Annotated in this window: 19 protein-coding genes; 14 read left to right on the top strand and 5 right to left on the bottom strand. The window is 53.3% G+C overall.

Annotated elements, in window-relative coordinates; translation table 11 throughout:
- The first annotated feature begins 288 nt into the window (after positions 1-288).
- Complete coding sequence (locus tag TH3_RS12265; protein ID WP_007090314.1) at positions 289-522, top strand: hypothetical protein; 234 nt, start codon at positions 289-291, stop codon at positions 520-522.
- An 89-nt stretch (positions 523-611) separates the two neighbouring features.
- On the opposite strand, the gene TH3_RS12260 is transcribed toward TH3_RS12265, so the two are convergent.
- The 4 genes from TH3_RS12260 to TH3_RS12245 all read right to left on the bottom strand — a co-directional run bounded on the left by TH3_RS12260 (position 612) and on the right by TH3_RS12245 (position 4,722).
- Complete coding sequence (locus TH3_RS12260) at positions 612-1,205, bottom strand: 2-hydroxychromene-2-carboxylate isomerase (protein WP_007090313.1); 594 nt, start codon at positions 1,203-1,205, stop codon at positions 612-614.
- Positions 1,206-1,345: 140 nt separating this feature from the next.
- On the bottom strand, positions 1,346-2,536 hold the full coding sequence (locus TH3_RS12255; protein WP_233421761.1) for a hypothetical protein: 1,191 nt from the start codon (positions 2,534-2,536) through the stop codon (positions 1,346-1,348).
- Entirely contained in the window at positions 2,533-3,666 is a 1,134-nt protein-coding gene (locus tag TH3_RS12250; RefSeq protein WP_007090311.1) for an NAD(P)/FAD-dependent oxidoreductase, read from the bottom strand. Before TH3_RS12250 ends, TH3_RS12255 begins: the two co-directional genes overlap by 4 nt.
- 21 nt (positions 3,667-3,687) lie before the next feature.
- Complete coding sequence (locus tag TH3_RS12245) at positions 3,688-4,722, bottom strand: hypothetical protein (protein ID WP_233421760.1); 1,035 nt, start codon at positions 4,720-4,722, stop codon at positions 3,688-3,690.
- A gap of 209 nt (positions 4,723-4,931) precedes the next feature.
- Here TH3_RS12245 and TH3_RS12240 point away from each other — a divergent pair, with 209 nt between their 5' ends.
- From TH3_RS12240 to pgmG, 6 genes are all read left to right on the top strand, one after another.
- Complete coding sequence (locus TH3_RS12240) at positions 4,932-5,831, top strand: division plane positioning ATPase MipZ (protein WP_007090309.1); 900 nt, start codon at positions 4,932-4,934, stop codon at positions 5,829-5,831.
- Positions 5,832-5,883: 52 nt separating this feature from the next.
- The gene (locus tag TH3_RS12235; protein WP_233421759.1) at positions 5,884-6,645 is read left to right on the top strand and encodes a VWA domain-containing protein; all 762 of its coding nucleotides are present in this window, start codon (positions 5,884-5,886) and stop codon (positions 6,643-6,645) included.
- A gap of 98 nt (positions 6,646-6,743) precedes the next feature.
- On the top strand, positions 6,744-7,454 hold the full coding sequence (locus TH3_RS12230; RefSeq protein ID WP_007090307.1) for a DnaJ domain-containing protein: 711 nt from the start codon (positions 6,744-6,746) through the stop codon (positions 7,452-7,454).
- Positions 7,455-7,568: 114 nt separating this feature from the next.
- On the top strand, positions 7,569-8,456 hold the full coding sequence (gene galU, locus TH3_RS12225) for a UTP--glucose-1-phosphate uridylyltransferase GalU (RefSeq protein WP_007090306.1): 888 nt from the start codon (positions 7,569-7,571) through the stop codon (positions 8,454-8,456).
- 74 nt (positions 8,457-8,530) lie between these two features.
- Entirely contained in the window at positions 8,531-9,847 is a 1,317-nt protein-coding gene (locus TH3_RS12220) for a UDP-glucose dehydrogenase family protein (protein WP_007090305.1), read from the top strand.
- Positions 9,848-9,856: 9 nt separating this feature from the next.
- Entirely contained in the window at positions 9,857-11,272 is a 1,416-nt protein-coding gene (gene pgmG / locus TH3_RS12215; protein WP_007090304.1) for a phosphoglucomutase/phosphomannomutase PgmG, read from the top strand.
- Positions 11,273-11,344: 72 nt separating this feature from the next.
- On the opposite strand, the gene TH3_RS12210 is transcribed toward pgmG, so the two are convergent.
- Positions 11,345-12,655, bottom strand: coding sequence for a D-alanyl-D-alanine carboxypeptidase (locus TH3_RS12210; protein WP_223305133.1), 1,311 nt, complete (start codon positions 12,653-12,655; stop codon positions 11,345-11,347).
- A 262-nt stretch (positions 12,656-12,917) separates the two neighbouring features.
- On the opposite strand from TH3_RS12210, the gene TH3_RS12205 reads away from it, so the two are divergent.
- The 7 genes from TH3_RS12205 (at position 12,918) to TH3_RS12180 (ending at position 19,786) form a co-directional block, all read left to right on the top strand.
- On the top strand, positions 12,918-13,580 hold the full coding sequence (locus tag TH3_RS12205; protein WP_007090302.1) for a hypothetical protein: 663 nt from the start codon (positions 12,918-12,920) through the stop codon (positions 13,578-13,580).
- A gap of 304 nt (positions 13,581-13,884) precedes the next feature.
- Entirely contained in the window at positions 13,885-15,093 is a 1,209-nt protein-coding gene (locus TH3_RS12200) for a phasin family protein (protein WP_167710570.1), read from the top strand.
- A gap of 30 nt (positions 15,094-15,123) precedes the next feature.
- Positions 15,124-15,291, top strand: a complete 168-nt coding sequence (locus TH3_RS23070; RefSeq protein WP_167710569.1) for a hypothetical protein — start codon at positions 15,124-15,126, stop codon at positions 15,289-15,291.
- 63 nt (positions 15,292-15,354) lie between these two features.
- Positions 15,355-15,681 (top strand): ATP-dependent Clp protease adapter ClpS, encoded by a 327-nt coding sequence (gene clpS / locus TH3_RS12195; protein WP_037988091.1) that lies wholly within the window; start codon positions 15,355-15,357, stop codon positions 15,679-15,681.
- A 3-nt stretch (positions 15,682-15,684) separates the two neighbouring features.
- On the top strand, positions 15,685-18,006 hold the full coding sequence (gene clpA, locus TH3_RS12190; RefSeq protein WP_007090299.1) for an ATP-dependent Clp protease ATP-binding subunit ClpA: 2,322 nt from the start codon (positions 15,685-15,687) through the stop codon (positions 18,004-18,006).
- A 101-nt stretch (positions 18,007-18,107) separates the two neighbouring features.
- Positions 18,108-18,662: a hypothetical protein gene (locus tag TH3_RS12185; protein WP_007090298.1), complete on the top strand. Its 555-nt coding sequence runs from the start codon at positions 18,108-18,110 to the stop codon at positions 18,660-18,662.
- Between the two features lie 506 nt (positions 18,663-19,168).
- Positions 19,169-19,786, top strand: coding sequence for a hypothetical protein (locus TH3_RS12180; protein WP_007090297.1), 618 nt, complete (start codon positions 19,169-19,171; stop codon positions 19,784-19,786).
- Positions 19,787-19,794 lie beyond the last annotated feature (8 nt).

The raw sequence follows: 19,794 nt of genomic DNA, 5'->3' as shown, positions 1-19,794 counted from the left end.
AGGTCGAAATCCAGACATAAGGATAAACTGAAAGAGACAAGTTGCGCTGCGATAGGAATTCGTGCTGCACCGCAGAATTACGCCATTTTGGACCCAGCCATGCAAAACCGTCACACTTCAATCCGGATCAATTCATTTAAATATGGAATCCAGCCGGATGATTTACGGCTCGTTAAGCCACTTGTTCCACACTCGTGGTTGGGCGTTTCATGTTTATGAAATTCCCGGTTCAGGACACAGGCGGCGTCGGGCGGGCGCCGCAGGCAAAAGTAAGGAGACCGGGTGGACATGTCTGCTTTCACAGACCCACGCCAAACCGTTTATCAGGTTGAACTGCACAACCAGGCCGTTCGTGAATGCGTCAAAGAGAATCGTTCCCACGAGGTTTTTGATGATCGCTGGGCCGATGTGCAGACCCACGAAGTTGCTGCCAAGGACGAATACAAGGCACTTGCCATGATCGAAAACACCTATCCGTCTTGCGACGGTTTTGTTGTCGATCACGTCAAACGCCGTGACTAACCGGCACAACGGGATTTCCGGCCAGCGGCCAAAACAACAAGGGCGGGTTTCAACCCGCCCTTGTTGTTTTCTGTTATGACCGGAATGCTTTACTTCGCAAGTGCGCGATCAAGAAAATCGAGCCGGTCCTGTCCCCAGAACATTTCGCCATTGGCAAAATATGTTGGAACGCCAAAGATATTGTCTGCTTTTGCAGCTTCGCTGTTGGCATCATAAATTTTGGCAATCGCCGGATAATCGGCATGTTCGATGTATTCGCCCGACAATCCGTTCGTCACAAGCGCCTCGCGGACGACTTGTGGCTCGGCAATATTGCGATCTCGAAGCCAGACATCCCCCATCAGCGTATGGATCAGTCCGGTCGGGTCCTTGCCTTCGTCCTGAACCGCGATAATGGTGCGCGCGGCCAGTGTTTCGTCCACCGGAAACGCGGCAGGGTTCAGATTGACCGGAATGTTCAAAAAGTCTGCCCAGCGCTTCATTTCGACCATGCGATATTCCTGGCGCGGTTTGGGGCGTTGCGCCAAGGGAACACCGCCGCCATGTTGCCAGACATCCGCTGCCCGGCATGGCTTATGGATGATCGGTGTATCATGTTTGCGTGCGATTTCGACAACGCGGTTGAACCCGAAGAACGACCAGGGGGACTGAACAAAGAAATAATGGATGATGGGCGTAGACATTCAAAACCTCCGGGGGCTGCCTGTCAGCGGCATATTGTTTTGGAATGATGCAAGATTGCCCGATCTGCTCTGTCACCGTCAAATGGTCTGACGGCATATCCCGGATTTGTGATGAATTCGCAGGTGGCCATGATCAGGATCTAGTAATCCAGCCACCAGCTATATTCATTCAGCCCGCCCAGCACCACACCATCAAACCCAAGCTTCATGATACCGCCCAGATAGCTGTTTTCGCTGCCGAACAGAATATTCTGCCATGCCTGTGACCAGTAATAGACATGGTGTTCCTGCCCCCAGCGCGCATCAAGGTTGCCTTCGCCGATGAATTCAGGGCTGCCCGCACGCCAGTTATTCTGCCAGTAGTAGCGATATGTTTCAGCCGTTCCGATATTCAGATAGGCAAGGATGGTGCGCGGCGTGCCGACTTTTTTATAGCGCAGACGCTTCATGTCGTCATAGGTCAGCGGGATCGTGCCGCGATGGAACGGATCAATGATCAGGACATCGTAATTGGTGTCGATCATTGCGTCGGTAAACGCGTCCTTGGTTCCATAAGGTGAGCTGTCGAGCACGATCGCGTAATTTTTGGCTTCGCGAATATTATCGATGATATGCGGGTTCGCGCCAATTGGTGTGCGCGGTACCTTCGCCAATGTCGAAAGCTGCTTATCGGGCGGCGGAGCCGCGTAATAAAGTGCGTTAAGGTCCCGCAACTTCTGGCGTGCGGCCTGCTGTGCATCGCTTTTATCGGTGTAGTCCAGCGCGAAATATTCAAGCCCGGATGATTTCAGACGATCCAGATAGCCAAGGATATATTTGGTTTCCTCGCTATCTGTGGGCTCGCCATATTTATCGAAACCGTAAAACGGGGCTTCGATCATGATACCGTCAAGCGCACGCAGATAATTGCGTGCAGGCTCTGCCGTCCCGCGCGATGCAAACAGCGTGGTTTCAAGATATTCCGTCAGTTCCAGACCATTAAGGGCAATGATCGAAAAATCGCTGCGATAGGATTTCGCCCACCGGCTAAGCTGAATGACGAAATTTCGCATTTCATCGGCAAACTGAACATCCGGCTTTTCCGTTCCGGTTGCCTCGCTTCGCTTGCTCGGTGAACTAAGACTGTTGGGGGGCGGAACGAAAGGCTCCAACTGCTGGGCGTTTACCGGAGCTGTCAACGTGACAGGCGCGCAAAGGCTGCCAACTACCAAACCAAAGGCGACAAGGCTGCGTTTCCAGCGAAATCTGCTTTGCGGATTGCTGGTCAATTTGCCCGAAACTTTTCCCCGGCTCAAATCGCGTACTTTTTGCCAGTTTGCTTCTGCCATCATGACGCTGCCTTTGCCTGCGGTCGTGAAAGGACATTTTCGACATGGTCCGCTATTGCAAGGCATGCCGTCAATCCCGGTGATTCAATGCCATAGAGTATCACCAGACCATCAATGCCATGGGCTTCGCGATCCGAAATCAGAAAGTCGCGGGCGGCTTCGCCCGGTGCCTGAATTTTTGGTCGGACGCCGGCATAACCGGTTTGAAGGGCATTTTCGTCCAGTGCCGGATAGTATTTGCGAATGGCAGCTGCAAATCCCGCACGTTTTTCTTCGGGCACGTCATAGTTCGGTTCTTCAACCCAGGTCACATCCGGGCCAAAACGCGCCTGTCCCCCCAGATCAAGGGTCAGATGAATGCCAAGCCCCGCCTGTTCGGGGGCCGGATAAATCAGGGTGGAGAAGGGGGCCTTGCCCGAAAGCGTGAAATAGCATCCGCGTGCATAATGCTGTGGCGGAATGCTCTGGTCTGGCAGGCCGGTAAAATTATGCGCCAATGTCTGACTATGCAGGCCCCCGGCGATCAGAAGCTCGGCACAGGTCAGGCTCATTTCCTGACCGTCGCGGTCACGCGTTTCGATGGCAAAAATGCCATTTTCAAATTTCGCGGCCACAACATCGGTATTAAGTGCCAAAGTTGCCCCGTTTGCCTCTGCCTCGCCCAATAGGGTCACCATCAGCTGATGGGAATCAACAATGCCGGTTGACGGACTTTCAAGGGCTGCCACGCAATTCAGGGCCGGTTCGCGCGCAATCGCGTCATGTCCGTCAAGCCAGACAAGGTCATGGATCCCATTTTCATGTGCCCGTTTTTCAATGTCGCGCAGGGCGGGTATCTGATCGTCGTGGGTTGCGACAATCAGTTTGCCGGTTCGTTTATGATCAATGCCGTTTTCTGCGCAATAGCGATACAGCATATCGCGTCCTGCCACGCAGAACCTCGCCTTCAGACTGTTTTTCGGATAGTAAATGCCGGCATGGATGACTTCGCTATTGCGTGCGCTGGTCTCGGTTCCGATTGCATCGTGACGTTCGATAATCAGAACTTCCCGGCCGGCTTTGGCCAAGGCGCGTGCGCAGGCAAGGCCGACAACGCCGGCGCCGATAATGACGGTTTGAATATCGGTGGTCATGTTGAAAAAATTGTCCGGGGCTTAAGAGTTGATCTGACGGAAATAAACGGCCTGGCCCTGATTGTCCTGACCTTCGCCGGTCACACTGCCGGGGTCTTCGCTTGTGTAATGGCCACGTGCAGATGCCCCGTCGTCACAGAACACATACCAGCTGCCAAACGGCAATGTGTTGCTTTGATAAGCGCCGCCATCATGCCGCCATATGCCTTCACAATGGCGAAGGTCACTATCAATAATCATCGTGCCTTCGCCGGAGGGCTGATCAAATTTCAGCATTCCCTGTCCGCGTGATCCTTGCCAGTTGGTGCTGATCGGTAATCCTTCGGACGGTGTGTCTGTCGTATTGCTATCTGGAAGTGCCGCTGGTGACGGTGTTTCGACAACTTCCGGGGTTACTTGCGTTGACGGGATCACGACACCGTCGGGAAGCTGCACGTCAAACCGTGCAAAGAAATTAGCCCCGAACAGCTGGGCATCAACCGCATCAAGCTGTTTAGGCGGGGCTGTGAAATCTGTCATGGTCTGGCGCGCGACCGGGTCACAATAGTAACCAAGCAGGCGACTGCCACGCACCGTTGGTTTATCCGGGTTCCATTGACCGACAAACGACACGCATTGTGAACCGGCGCGAATGAAGGGGGTCATTGCAATCGGCCCGTATCGGGTATCTTGCATGAAATTCATGCCATTGGTGGTACTTCGTCCGCGTAATCCGTCAAACATCTCCAAAAGCTGTTCGGACGACATTTCATTGTTAAAGGCAAAGCCCGGGGCGGAAGTCGAAAAAACGCTTTCAACAAACAGATCATCGCTTGCGCCTTTGATACTGCCTTCCGCCGCAGGCGACAGCCAGCGACCAACAAAAACGGTGCTGTTTTCGCGATATTGGCGCAGAAAGACCGTTGTAACCGGTATATCGGATTTAAGTGAAAGCGGGCTCTGATCCGCTGGAATCTGCTCAAACCCGCCAACATCCTGCGCGTTCGCAGACGACATTCCGGTCATCATCAAAGTGCCGGCAATTACGCCACCCCAAAGGGCCCCCCGATTGGTCACTTTGCGTCCTTCCTTCATGTTATTGCTGGTGAAATCATTTTTCCCTACTCCTATCTTTACCTGTACGGTGATAGATTGGCTAGGGGCCAGTAGACAACTTGCCTTCAATGAAATTCTTTGTTCTTGATTTTTACGGGCAAAGACGCTCATTGGAAGCAGGGTTTCGGCCCTGGGGACAGAAAATTGCCTGAATAACGGAGCAAACTTCAATGACGGTGCACGAGACCAGCGCAACCGGGGAAAGCGCAGGCCAGCAGATCGCTACCGCCAAGCAGCCAGGCGCGAAGCGCGCCCATGTGATCGTGATTGGCAACGAAAAAGGTGGATCCGGAAAGTCGACAACGGCGATGCATTTGATCGTATCGTTGATGAAAATGGGATTTTCCGTTGGTTCGCTCGATATTGACGCCCGTCAGGGGACACTGACCCGATATGTTGAAAACCGGATTTCATTTAACGAACAGAAAAAGCTGAAACTGCCTGTTCCGGATCATCGTCCGATTTACCGCAGCGAGCTTGATGATGGCAATGCCGCCAAGCTTGACGAGCGGGAGCGTTTCACCAATGCCCTTGGCGAACTGGTGATGGGCTGCAATTTTGTGGTGATGGATTGCCCGGGCAGTGACAATTACCTGTCGCGTCTTGCGCATTCCTGCGCCGATACGCTGGTAACTCCGATTAATGACAGCTATATTGATCTTGATATGCTCGCCCGGATCGATCCGGACACCCTTGATATCAAAGGACCCAGTATCTATGCCGAAATGGTCTGGGATGCACGTAAACGCCGTGCAGCGGTAGATGGCGGTACGATTGACTGGATCGTCATGCGTAATCGTCTGTCACACCTTGATGCACGCAACAAACGTGATATCGCCGAAATCGTCGACAAGCTGGCAGCGCGTATCCGGTTCCGTGTGGCGCCCGGCTTTGGCGAACGCGTGATCTACCGGGAATTGTTCCTGAAAGGTCTGACCCTGCTTGACCTTCGCGAGAAGGGGGTAGGAATCCCGCTTAGCATGTCGCACATGGCAGCCCGGCAGGAAGTTCGTGCGTTGCTTGAAATAATCGGCTTCACACCGGCAGATGGCGAAGAGTTGCCGATCTGATATAAGCGCCCCTATATCAGGGTGATAGTGCCCTGAAAAATGGTTGGTGGCCGTGCCCGGAAACAAATCGACACCCGAAACAAAAGCCAAACAGCAAAGCTATGTTGCGTCTGATGTCTCAAACCATACAGACGTGACCGCCTTTGTGAAGCAGGCGCGCACTTTGGCGGCTGTTGCACCGGCTTCTGGGCCTGCGCAGGGGCGTTTGATCTTTGCGATGGATGCAACGGCCAGCCGTCAGCCAAGCTGGGACAGTGCTGCGGTTCTGCAGGCTGAAATGTTTGATGCCGTCGCAGGCATTGGCAGCACACTGGATATTCAGCTTGTTTTCTTCCGTGGTATTTCGGAATGCAAGGCCAGTGCCTGGTATCGGGATGCGGCAAGGTTGCGTGACTCCATGACAAAAGTCACCTGTCGTGCGGGGCATACACAGCTTGCCCGGGTGCTTGGCCATGTTGAAAGTCAGGCGAAGGATAAAAAGATCAACGCCTTGATTTATGTCGGGGATTGCCTCGAGGAAGATATCGATAATCTTGCCGGGCTGGCGGGGCAGCTGGCGTTAAAGGGGATCAAGGCATTCATGTTTCAGGAAGGATATGACGTGAAAGCCGAGACTGCCTTCCGCGAAATTGCCCGGATCACCGGTGGTGCTTTTGCCCGTTTTGATGCCAGCGCAGCAGACCGTTTACGCGATTTGCTTGGCGCGGTTGCAAGTTATGCGGTTGGCGGGATCAACGCGCTCGAGGAATACGGCCATAAAACATCATCGCAGGATGTCAAACTGCTGGGCTCCCAACTGCGGAAACCCCGATAATGCAATGGTTCTTGTTGGGGATAGGGCTTTTCGTTGCTGCCGGATTTATCATCAGATGGTTATCGTCAGCCGAGCCAAAGCACGTCAGAAAGATCGGGATGTGGGTCGCCGTTCTGTCGCTGGGCGTGCTGGCAGCGTGGTTGCTTCTGACCGGAAAGCTTGCGGCCATGGTTGCCGCCCTTGTTGCTGCCATACCCTTCCTCTCTAGAATCCTCAAAATTGGCTTATTGTGGCCATTATTGCGCAGGATGTTCGGTTTTGCCCGCTCTGGCGGCGGCAGGCCTTCCGGGCGTGCGTCTGCCGGTTCAGGACGGGTATCGGAGATAAAAACGGATTATCTGCGCATGTATCTTGATCACGACAGCGGTCAACTGGCTGGCACAATCGTGCGCGGCTCGATGATTGGGCGGGATCTGGATACGCTCGGGGTTGACGAGATGCGCGTGCTTTATGTTGAATGTTGCGGCGCACAAGATCAAAGCCAGACTGTTCTGGAAACCTATCTGGAACGCCGACCGGATTGTTCAGGATGGCAGAACTGGCAGGCGTCCCGGGATGAAAATGATAATGGAAACGGCCGTGCCGGAAACGATTACGAGCAAGCTGACAGTGGATTTCGCAGCGGAGAGATGAATGCAGGTGAGGCCCGAAGAATCCTTGGTGTTTCCGAACAGGCGACCCGCGAGGAGATTAATCGGGCCTATCAGGTCCTGATCAAGGCAGTTCACCCGGATCATGGCGGATCAGATTATCTTGCATCCAAAATCAATGCGGCCCGGAGCCTCCTGTTACAGCTTTTTAAAGATTGAACTGAACAAACAGCGCACTCGCTTGATCCGCGTTCTTGAAATGTGGCAGAAGCATAAGATTGGCCGAATGCGAATGAGGCGGGTATGACGCGGTCAAAACAGAGGAAAAAAGGCATGTCGAAGCGAATCAAAAAGGCTGTATTCCCGGTTGCGGGTATGGGAACCCGTTTTTTGCCAGCAACCAAGGCAATGCCTAAGGAAATGCTGCCAGTGGTAGACAAGCCGCTTATTCAATATGCTGTTGAAGAGGCAATCGCGGCGGGCATCGAAGAATTCATCTTCGTAACCGGTCGTGGCAAAACCGCAATCGAAGACCATTTCGACCGTTCTGCCGAACTCGAAGCGATCCTGATGGAGCGCGGCAAACATGATGCGCTTGAAACCTCGCTTGCGATGATCCCGGAAAATGGTCGTGTGACCTATACCCGTCAGGGCAATCCTCTGGGGCTTGGTCATGCCGTATTGTGCGCCAAATCTCTTGTCGGTGACGAGCCCTTCGTCGTTCTTCTGGCCGATGACCTGATCCAGTCAAAAGTGCCTTGCATGAAGCAGATGGTCGAAAGCTATGGCCGGACGGGTGGCAATATGGTTGCCGTTATGGACGTCCCGCGCGAGGAAACCCAGCGTTACGGCGTGCTTGAAGTCGAAGGCACCAATGGCCGACTGGTCAGCGCCTGCGGCATGGTTGAAAAGCCCAAGCCCGAAGACGCGCCATCGACCTTGTCGGCGATTGGCCGCTACATCCTTGATCCGGGTATCTTTGAAGTCCTTGAGAATATTCCGCGCGGTGCGGGCAATGAAATCCAGCTTACGGATGCGCTTGCGGCCATGATTGGAAAAGTTCCGTTTTACGGCTATCGCTTCGAAGGCCGTCGTTTTGACTGCGGCAACAAGATCGGTTTCCTGAAGGCCACCATGTCTTTCGCGCTGGCACGCGAAGACATGCGTGATGACGTTCGCAATCTTATTCACGAATTCGCCGCCGGCGAAGCTGCGGAATAATAGAATTCACTTAATGTATTTTGGCAGGAGCCGGGACAGACTCCTGCCGAAACATCGACTGGGGTTATGTATTAATGCGTATAGCAATGATTGGGACCGGATATGTGGGCCTAGTTTCTGGTGCCTGCTTCTCGGAATTTGGCACTGACGTTATCTGTGTTGATAAGGACGAAGCAAAGATTGCCCGTCTTGAAGACGGCATCATGCCGATCTACGAACCGGGCCTTGATGTTCTTGTTGAAAATAACGTCAAGGCGGGGCGTCTGACATTCACGACCGACCTTAAGGAAGGCGTGAAAGGTGCCGAGGCGATCTTTATTGCCGTTGGCACGCCGACCCGTCGTGGTGATGGTCACGCCGATCTCAGCTACGTTTATGCCGCAGCCGAAGAAATTGCAGACGCAATGGAAGGCTTTACCGTCATCGTGACCAAATCGACCGTACCGGTCGGCACGGGGCGCGAAGTCGAACGCATTATTCGTGAACGGCGACCGGATGCGGAATTTGCGGTGGTTTCCAACCCCGAATTCCTGCGCGAAGGGTCCGCAATTGGTGATTTCATGCGGCCGGATCGTGTTGTGATCGGAACGACCGACGAACGCGCCCGTGACGTGATGCGTGATCTTTATCGTCCGCTTTATCTGATTGAAACACCGATTGTCTTCACCTCGCGCGAAACGTCGGAAATGATCAAATACGCGGCCAATACCTTCCTTGCAGCCAAAATCACCTTCATCAACGAAATCGCCGATCTTTGTGAAAAGGTTGGTGCCGACGTTCATGATGTTGCGCGCGGTATCGGGCTTGACGGACGTATCGGAAAGAAATTCCTGCATCCCGGGCCGGGTTATGGCGGGTCATGCTTCCCGAAAGATACTTTGGCGCTGGTACGCACCGCACAGGAACATAACAGCCCGCTGCGCATTATTGAAACTGTGGTCGATGTAAATGCGCAGCGCAAAAAGGCCATGGCTGATCGCATCATTTCGGCCTGTGGTGGCTCGGTTTCGGGCAAAACCATCGGTATCCTCGGGCTGGCGTTCAAACCTAATACCGATGATATGCGCGATGCGCCAAGCCTTGATATCGTGCCAGCCCTGATTGCGGCGGGCGCAACGGTCAAGGCCTATGACCCGGAAGCCATGACAGAAGCAAAAAAGCTTCTTGAAGACATAATTTATTGCGATACCGCCTTTGACACCCTTGAAGGTGCCGATGCGATGGTGGTTCTGACCGAATGGAACGAGTTCCGCGGGATGGATCTGGATCGCATCAAATCTGCGCTGAAACACCCGATCGTGGTGGATTTGCGAAATGTATATGACCCCGGCGAGATGGCAGAACAGGGTTTCAGCTATTCCTGCATCGGGCGTGGATCAATCGGAGGCTAAGTTAGAACTATGACCATCTCTGCCGGACACAATTTTGATCCTTCCGTGCTGCGCGAATATGATGTGCGCGGTATCGTGGGCAAAACCCTGCATGCGGTCGATGCGCTTGCTCTTGGCAAGGCATTCGGTACGAAAGTGCGCCAGTCTGGCGGAAAACGGGTTGCCGTTGGCCGGGACGGACGGCTGAGTTCGCCCGAACTGGCAAGTGCGCTTGTCGAAGGGATCGTTTCGACCGGTTGTGATGTTGTCCGGATCGGGCGTGGGCCAACTCCGATGCTCTATTTCACGGTTTATGACCAGAAAACCGATGCTGGCATCATGGTCACCGGGTCGCACAACCCGTCTGACTATAACGGCTTCAAGATGCTCAATGCCGGAAAGTCGGTGTTTGGCGAAGCCATTCAGGAGCTGGGCCGTATTGCTGCATCGGGTGATTTCGAAACCGGTACTGGTTCGGTTACCGACATTGATATCGAAGACCACTATGTCGAACGGTTGCTGACCGAACTTGATTGTGATGTTGCCAAGCCGATGACGATTGTATGGGACTGCGGCAATGGTGCCGCAGGCGATGTGGTTCGCAAACTGACTGCAAAGCTTCCGGGCAACCACCATCTGCTGTTTGACGAGATCGATGGCACTTTCCCAAATCATCACCCGGACCCGACGGTCGAGGCCAATCTGGTCGATCTCAAGGCCAAGGTGGCATCGCTGAATGCCGACTGGGGTGTTGCCTTTGACGGCGATGGTGATCGTATCGGTGTTGTTGACGGGCAGGGGCGTGTCTTGTGGGGCGATCAGCTGCTGCAGATTTATGCTGCCGACGTTCTCGGGCGTCTGCCGGGCGCATCGATCATTGCCGATGTCAAAGCCAGCCAGACGCTGTTTGACGAGGTCACCCGTCTTGGCGGCAATGCCATCATGTGGAAAACCGGCCATTCGCTGATCAAAACCAAAATGGTTGAGTCAAAGGCACCGATTGCCGGTGAAATGAGCGGTCATATCTTCTTTGCCGAACGTTACTATGGCTATGACGATGCAATGTATGCCGCGGTCCGGCTGTATCGCATTCTGGTTCAGAGTGGCAAAAGCCTTGATGACTGGCGTGATGCGATGCCGGTGGCCGTTAATACCCCGGAAACCCGCATCGACTGCCCGGATGACCGCAAGTTCGCCCTGATCGAAGAAGTACGTGGTCGTTTGTCCGAAGCTGGTGCTGAAGTCAGTGGAATTGATGGTGTGCGTGTCAGCACGGATGACGGCTGGTGGTTGCTGCGTGCTTCCAATACCCAGCCTGCGATCGTGGCCCGTTGCGAGGCCGCTGATGAAAGCGGTTTGTTGCGGTTGAAAGCACAGGTAACCGCACAGCTGCAAAAAAGCGGTCTGACATCGGATGATTTTTTTGCACCCGGTGGCGGTCACTAGACCGCTTTCTGGAAGGCACAAAAAAGCCCGCTGAAGCAATTCAGCGGGCTTTTTTGATTTGAGGCAGGCTGTTTACCCGGCATCACCGGCATTAACCGGGATACAGGCGACCTTTTCCTTGCGCAGCGCAGCACAGGCACTGCGTGCTTCCTGTTCACCACCAAACCCAAGCAGGCGGGCACGATAAACAACACCCGATCCGTTGCTTTGCTGCTCGACAGCGGCACGGGTCAGCCGAAGGACTTCCGGCGCTGTGCGTGCTGCGGCAAGGACGGCTTCCTGTGCACGACGCTGATCGCTGAACGCGCCAACCTGAATGCCCCATCCGCCGGTTTCCGGCGACAGGCGGGCGACAACGGTTTCGGTATCAATGCGGCCGGGCTGTTCGACTTCATTGGCGTTGTTCTGCTTGGCCATCAGAAGCTGGGTATCAGCCGGAAGAATTTTGCCATCCGGGCTGATGCGCGGACGTGGCGCGATGATTTCGCCGTCTTTTTTCAGTTCAAGATAGGCCTGATCAAGAAGCTTTTTCATCTGGTCATCGCGTGACCGCGCAGTCCGGCCACCAAAGACAACGCCGATCAAACGGCGACCATTGCGGTTGACCGATGCGACAAGGTTAAAGCCCGACGCATTGATATAGCCGGTCTTGATGCCGTCCGTACCGTAATAGGACGCCAGAAGATTGTTATGGTTGCCATAGGTGCGCTTGCCATAGCTGAACTTCTGGGTGCTGAAATAATGGTAGTAGTTGCCGTAATCCTTGCGCAGCGAAACTGCAAGCCGGATCATATCGCGGGCTGTGGTCAACTGGCCACGGTTCGGAAGGCCTGATGCATTGCGAAAGGTGGTGTTCTTCATGCCGATCTGGCGCGCTTTCGCGGTCATCATCTGCGCGAATTTCACCTCGGTTCCGCCAAGATGCTCGGCGACCACAACGGCAATGTCGTTTGCCGATTTCGTAACGAGTGCCAGAATGGCATCCTCGACCGAAATCTTTTCACCAGGCTGAAGGCCTAATTTCGAAGGGGCCTGTCCCCAGGCGCGTTTGGAAACTTCCATGCGTGTCGAAAGCGATACCTTACCGGAATCCAGCGCATCAAACAGCATGTAAAGCGTCATGATCTTGGTCAGTGACGCAGGGTAAACTTTGTGGTCGGCGCGATATTCATGAAGGACATCGCCGGTTTCGGCGTCGATAACCATCGCTGTATAGGTGCGTGCCATTGCTGCCGGTGTTGTGAATACAACAGCAGCGATGATCAGCAGCATCACGGACAGGACGCAGTAAATCCTGCGACCCTGCGATTGCCACATCGGTCGACTTTGATCAGTACTAACGGTGGCCATCGCTTTTGGCCCAAGACGGGTCTTAAAACGCATTTGACGGGCTCGGCTTTACGGTGATCCCCAAGACGAAATATGGTCAGTGTCTCATCGCGGCATTAAAAAAATGCTTAACGCTTGTTCAGATAATCTGAGTTGCCGCCTTGTTGCGGTCTCATTTTTTCGTCAGACTCAATTTATATCCGCCAGAAGGTTAAAAATCGAGGATCGAATGCGTAAAAAAATAATGTCTGTTGTCAGTAACATAAGAACAAAATCATCAATTTTAAGTGGTGGCGCGCTGTGTGCCGCAGGTTTGATGGCGCTTTCTGCATGCAGTTTTACCGGTACAAGCGATATCGAAAATCCGCTGGTGCGCAAGGGTAGCTGGTTCTCGTTTATCAATGCGGATGACATTCGAACCGCATGTTCTGCCGGGGATGCAGAAGGACGGATTCGCATCGTCTATAATGCTGATTATTATAAAGAAACGCGCAGTTACGACCTTATTCCCAGGAACGGTGCGGAGCAGTTTGAGATGGTGTCGCGGATATTTGGTCCGCTTGACGTAAGCGAGGTCAATGTCGAGGTCACAGCCCCCCTTGGTGCTTTCGGCGGGACGGAATCGCGGGAAACCCTGTCGCGCGGACAATATCTTGCACTGACCGATGCGCTTCAGGCCGATGGTTTCGGATATCAAAGCCGCGACGGATTGCGCCTGCATTCTGACGATTATTACTGGGTTGCGATTGGCTGTTCATCGCAAAGCATCACGCTCGCCGCATGGACGTCTACCAAGGATGATCTGCGCGCTTTGACTTTCCCGAATGTGCTCGAAAACCTGTCGGGTTTGGAAAAAACACTTCCACAGCCGCCAGCTTTCGGGACGCCAAAGCAGCCTGATCCGTTTTTCAGCAAGAATGACAAGAAAGCCGAGTCTCGCCATTTCTATCGCACCGTGCGCGGAAATCAGCTGAAATAAGCTGATCCGTTTCAGGAATCTTCGATGAAAATGGTACGGCATAACCCGTGCCATTTTTGTTTTTTTAGCATCCTGAATATCAGGATTAACGTAATTTCCCGCCTAAGCGGTTGAACGTATGCCGGTTTTTTACAATCGGTTCCCGGGAATCAAGATAATCCGTTCTCCCAGACGTGCTTGACCCATTCACGACTTTTAAAATGTCACCAAAGCAACCTTGACGGCACACCGCTATTCCATCTAGGGTTATGTTGCGATGCAGCATAATTTCTGAATGCCAAGCCCAATTCAAGGAGGTCGGCACATGGTGACTCCTCGCAAAAAATCTGCGCCCGCTTCAACAAATGCTAATCCGGCGAAGGTCTCTTCTCGACCAAAGGCGGTGACTCAAAAAACAGCCTCTGATGGCGGTAAAAAGTCGGCTGCTTCCCCGGCAAAGGCCGCGACAGCTGAAATTTCCGAGGCTGCAACAGAGCGGCCGAAGCGTGTCGTCACAACCGCAAGCGCGCTTGAAGCAGAGGCATTGCGTCATCCTCCTGCGGAGCTATCAAAACCGGATGCTGTAGTACCGGAGGCGAAGAAAGAACCTGTTGCCGCTAAAGGGGCTAAGGCTCCGGCCAAGGCTGATGACCCGGCAAAAGCAGAAGCCGCGGAAAGCAAACCTGCGCCCGAGCAAGCCAGAGAGAAGACAACGGCAGGCCCCAAACCGGCAAGCCGTCCGAAGGCGGCAACCACATCGAAAAAGAATACGGTTATGCCTGCCTCCAAAGCCGTCAGCGAACCCAAAGTTTCGGTTTCCAGCGATAAGGCATCTGGTGCGATTTCCGAAACGCCCCCCCCAGCAAAGAAGGCTTCCATCGTGACAGAGCAAGAGAAAGCGGCTGCTCCGGCCAAAGTGACAGCGGCGGCGAAGGCCGAGACGAAAGCTAAAGACACCCAAAAAACTGCTGTCGAGGTTAAGGTTGCAGCCCAGCCGACAGTCGCCGGTGATGTGGCTGCGTTTGGTGCGGTAAGCCTTGAACCGTTCACAGAGCTTTGGACAGCACCGGAAGTCGATACCATGGTTGCAGCAACCCAGAATGCTCTCGAAGGAAGTCTAACGGCGGTCAATGATGTTCTTGCTCAGGTGACAGAAAAGGTTACCGAGCAGGCTGACATATTCTCCGATGCTGGAACGCAAATGATGGCCAGATACGAAGAACTGATTGAAACGCAGCAAAAAAGTTTCGAAGGCGTATGGCAGGTTTCATCTGAACTGATGGAAAAAAGCGGTTCCTTCGGTGCTGAGCTGGCATCCTGGGCGCAGCGGGAAGTTGATGCATCCCAAGCTGATTTCGAAGCGCTTTCAAAGGTCGAAAGCCTTTCTGAACTGCAGGAACTGAACGAGCGTATACTGAAGCGCTATGTCGAGTCCGGCATGTCCGAAGGCGAAAAAATTCAGAAAATGATGTTCGCTGCTTTCACGGACGGATTTGTTGCAATGTCCAAGGCTGCTGGTGTTCCGCTCAAGTAAGCAACCCGACGCACTTAGGATTTTGCCGTAATGAATGTATCGGGACGGACATGGCTGGCAGCCATGTCCGTTTTTATTTTTTTTACCGATATTTACGGCAAAGATGACGAAGTTTGGTCAATGATCTTGCAGCACGGCATTCTCGGCCTACATGAATTTGGGATGAGGTTAGAAACGTTTTGTCGCTGCGGACTTTGAAACAGATGTTCAATGACCTATCATGGAGACAATGCAGAACAAAAGGGTTCCGGTAAGCAGATTATGAGTGATCAGGACAATGACGGTGGTGGTCTCCCGAATACGGGGATCGTAACGAAGACACGGCCAAAGACGAAGAAGCCGTCCATGTACAAGGTGTTGTTGCTAAATGACGACTACACCCCCATGGAATTCGTTGTCCATGTGCTTGAACGGTTCTTTGAAAAGGGCCGGGAAGAGGCGACCGCGATCATGCTTCAGGTCCACCGAAAGGGGGTCGGAATTTGTGGGGTTTTCACCTACGAGATCGCGGAAACCAAGGTCAACCAGGTCATGGATCTGGCGCGGCAAAATCAGCATCCGCTGCAGTGCACGTTAGAGAAGGAGTGAAACATGCTCTCACGTAACCTTGAAGAAAGCTTACATCGTGCGCTGGCATATGCCTCTGAGCGGCGTCATGAATATGCAACGCTGGAACATCTTCTGTTGTCATTGACCGAAGATCAGGACGCGTTGTCTGTTCTGAAAGCGTGCCGGGTGGATGTTGATCGTCTGCGTTCGGATCTGCTGGAGTTTGCTGATAGCGAGCTTTCCGGCCTGATCAGTGCGCGTCTGGTGGACCCCAAACCGACGGCTGGTTTCCAGCGCGTGATACAGCGCGCAGCCATTCATGTTCAGTCTTCCGGGCGAGAAGAGGTAACGGGGGCGAATGTGCTGGTTGCACTGTTCTCCGAACGTGAATCGCACGCGGTCTATTACCTGCAATTGCAGGACATGACCCGTCTGGATGCGGTCAATTACATTTCCCATGGAATTGCCAAGGCGCCCGAACTGAACGAACGCCGCATTCCGCGTGGTGCCGAAGAAGAAGTTGCACCCGGTGCGACAACCGACGCTGAAGAAGGTGCCGCCGCTGGCGAGGGCGAGGCGCTCAAGGCTTATTGCGTGAACCTTAATGTCAAGGCGCAGAATGGCAAGATTGATCCGTTGATCGGTCGCCAAAGCGAAATTGAACGCACCATTCAGGTCCTGTGCCGTCGCACCAAGAACAACCCGCTTTATGTTGGCGATCCGGGGGTTGGTAAAACCGCCATCGCCGAAGGCTTGGCGCGTCGCATTGTTGATGGTGATGTCCCCGAGGTTCTTGCGGATGCCACCATTTTCTCTCTTGATATGGGTGCGCTTCTGGCCGGGACACGGTATCGTGGTGACTTCGAAGAGCGCCTGAAGGCGGTCGTCAAGGAACTCGAAGAGTTTGATGGCGCGGTTCTGTTCATTGATGAAATTCACACGGTGATCGGCGCGGGCGCGACATCGGGCGGGGCAATGGATGCCTCGAACCTGTTGAAACCGGCCTTGGCCAGCGGTTCGCTTCGGTGCATCGGTTCCACGACTTACAAGGAATTCCGCGGTCATTTCGAAAAGGACCGCGCCCTTGTGCGTCGTTTCCAGAAAATCGATGTTGAAGAACCGTCTCCCGAAGATACCATTAAAATCCTCAAGGGGCTCAAGCCCTATTACGAGGAACATCATCACGTCAAATACACCAACGAGGCCATTCGGTCTGCGGTCGAGCTGGCATCACGCTATATCAATGACCGCAAGCGACCTGATAGCGCGATTGATGTGATTGACGAAGTCGGGGCATCCCGGATGCTGGTGGCACCAAGCAAGCGCAAGCGCACGATTTCCAAACGCGATGTCGAAGAAATCGTCGCCAAGATTGCCCGCATACCACCAAAATCGGTGTCGACGGATGACCGTAAGGCATTGGCCAATCTGGAACGTGACCTCAAGACCGTTGTGTTTGGGCAGGACAAGGCGATTGAGGCTGTTGCCAGCGCGATCAAGCTCGCACGTGCCGGTCTGCGCGAACCGGAAAAGCCGATTGGCAGCTATCTGTTCTCCGGCCCGACAGGTGTTGGTAAGACCGAGGTGACCAAGCAGCTGGCGCATGTCATGGGGATCGAATTCATACGGTTCGACATGTCGGAATATATGGAACGCCACAGCGTTTCTCGCCTGATTGGTGCGCCGCCCGGCTATGTCGGTTTCGATCAGGGCGGGCTTCTGACCGATTCCGTCGATCAGCATCCGCATGCGGTTGTCCTGCTTGACGAGATCGAGAAAGCCCATCCGGACCTGTTCAATATTCTTTTGCAGGTGATGGACCACGGCAAGCTTACGGATAATAACGGCAAGACCGTTGATTTCCGTAATATTGTGCTGGTGATGACGACCAACGCGGGCGCATCGGATATGGCAAAGCCGCCCATCGGTTTCAAACGTGAAATGCGTACCGGCGAGGATGCAGAGGCGATCAAGCGAACTTTCTCGCCGGAATTCCGTAATCGTCTGGACGCGGTCATTCCGTTTGAAAACCTCAAGCCGGAGGTCGTCAAGATGGTGGTGGATAAGTTCATACTGCAGCTTGAAGTCCAGCTTGCAGATCGCAATGTTTCGATCGAACTGACCGAAGCCGCGCGGACCTGGCTGGGCGAACGGGGCTATGATGCGGCCTTTGGGGCGCGTCCATTGGGGCGTGTCATTCAGGAACACGTCAAAAAGCCGCTGGCCGAGGAGTTGCTGTTTGGCAAACTCGAAAAGGGCGGGGCCGTTCTGGTCGATATCGAAGACGATGCCGTTATCTTCCGTTATCCGGAAGAAAATGGTGGCGGGGCGAAAAAGGAAAAAGATCCGGAAATGGCAAACTGATTGCCCTGTGATCGATTACCTTGTCATTAAGTTTTGGCGCGTTATTGTGATTGCCCGGAACAGTTGTTTCGGGCAATTGCTTTTGGTGGCATATAAAAACAATGAACCAGGCGACACAGCGAAAATACCGTGATGAGGTCGAGAAGTTTCTGTCCAAACTTGAATCGCAGGCGCGCAGGCTTGTGGCTTTGGCAGATGTGATCGAGAAGACGGTCGATACAACGGAAGTGACAGGTTACCGGCCTTTCCGCGAGGAAGTCGATAATTTCAAAGCGCTTTCGCTGGTGATCACCGACCGCCTTGCAAAGCTTGAAAAGCATCCGAAAAAGGACGAGCTTGAAGAGCAATTCCATAAATTGCAGATTCTGATGCTGCGCATCGTGATCAAAACCAGCCTGAAATTCTTCTTTGTGATGAGTGCCAAGCCGGTTCTGCCGCTTGGTGCGCGCGAGATGTTTCAAAGCGAGCTTCGCACGCTTTATGAGGCAGAGCGCATGATTTCCAATCCGCGATATATCAGCCACCTTGATGAAGGTGCCAAGGATGACCTTGAGATTGCCAAGGAAATTCTTCAGGAAATCATTGAAAACGCTCCTGCTTTGCTGAATTTCGGAAATCGGAAAAAGCGTAAGCCGGCACGCCGCAACGCCGGTTGATCTGCAGATCAATCCTGCTGTCATTTGACTTAAATTGCGTTTTGCAAAATACAAAGAATGGTTATCGCATTTTGCAAATATTTCTGTCGCAAATTGCGAATTAATTTTGAAGTAGTTGTCTTATCAGAGTTTTTTCAATCAATAATCGGCCAAATTCTGCGATTTTAAGATGATGCCAAAAACTGGCACACCCTATGCATATGGGTGATCGGACAGTTGTTCTTTGCAGGGGCGCATCTTGCGCCTGGAACAACGTAATCTTCTGCAGTTTGCTCGTGTCCCAACCAAACTCAGCGGCGGTTTTTCCGCCGCTTTTTTCTTTTGTCCCCCTTTTCTTATCATCCAGCCCTCCAATGGCTTAACTGGCATCCCCATATGGGGATATCGGGTAATGTATGCGTGTTTGTATATATTTTCCTGCGTCTAAAAGTAGTTGATGAACAGATTTTTCTCTGTATAATCTATACCAAGGGATAGTATTTGCATACGGAGGGGTAGGAAGGGTTATGAAGATAACAAAACACCTTGTTCTGGTGACGGGTCTGATGATTGGCACTTCGTTTGGTGTCACTGCCGCCAATGCCAAGTCAGATTTGCCCGGGGCACCGGACCAGTTGATTACGGATGACACGATCCGTGATGTTCGGGAATGGCTTGCAAATCCGGTGGTCGAACTTTCAATCTCGTCGCAGAACCGGTTGCGCAAAGGTATGACGCAGGATCAGATCGATGCGGCCGACAAACAATGGGTGGCGGAACGCGAAGCCGAGGACCAGCCGCTGGTCGCAGCCATTCTGACCAATCCTCTTTCCAGTTATCTGACGCAGATCCAGGCGCGTTCCGGCGGATTGTTTGCCGAAATATTTGTCATGGACGCTGTCGGCCTCAATGTCGGGCAAAGCTCGATCACTTCCGATTTCTGGCAGGGGGACGAGGCCAAGTTCAAAAACACCTTCCCCAACGGAGCCAACGCCGTCTTCATTGATGAAGCTGAATATAACGAAGAATCCGACACCTGGCGTTCGCAGCTCAATATGACCATGAGCGATCAGCAAGGGGCACCAATCGGTGCCGTCACGATCGAGGTCAATCTTAATGAACTCGCGCGTCGTCAGCAGTTGTAAGGGAGACG

This window comes from Thalassospira xiamenensis M-5 = DSM 17429 (assembly GCF_000300235.2).
GTDB classification, from domain to species: domain Bacteria; phylum Pseudomonadota; class Alphaproteobacteria; order Rhodospirillales; family Thalassospiraceae; genus Thalassospira; species Thalassospira xiamenensis.
Note: the sequence above shows the minus strand (reverse complement) of the source record. Positions and strands in the feature narration are given on the sequence as shown.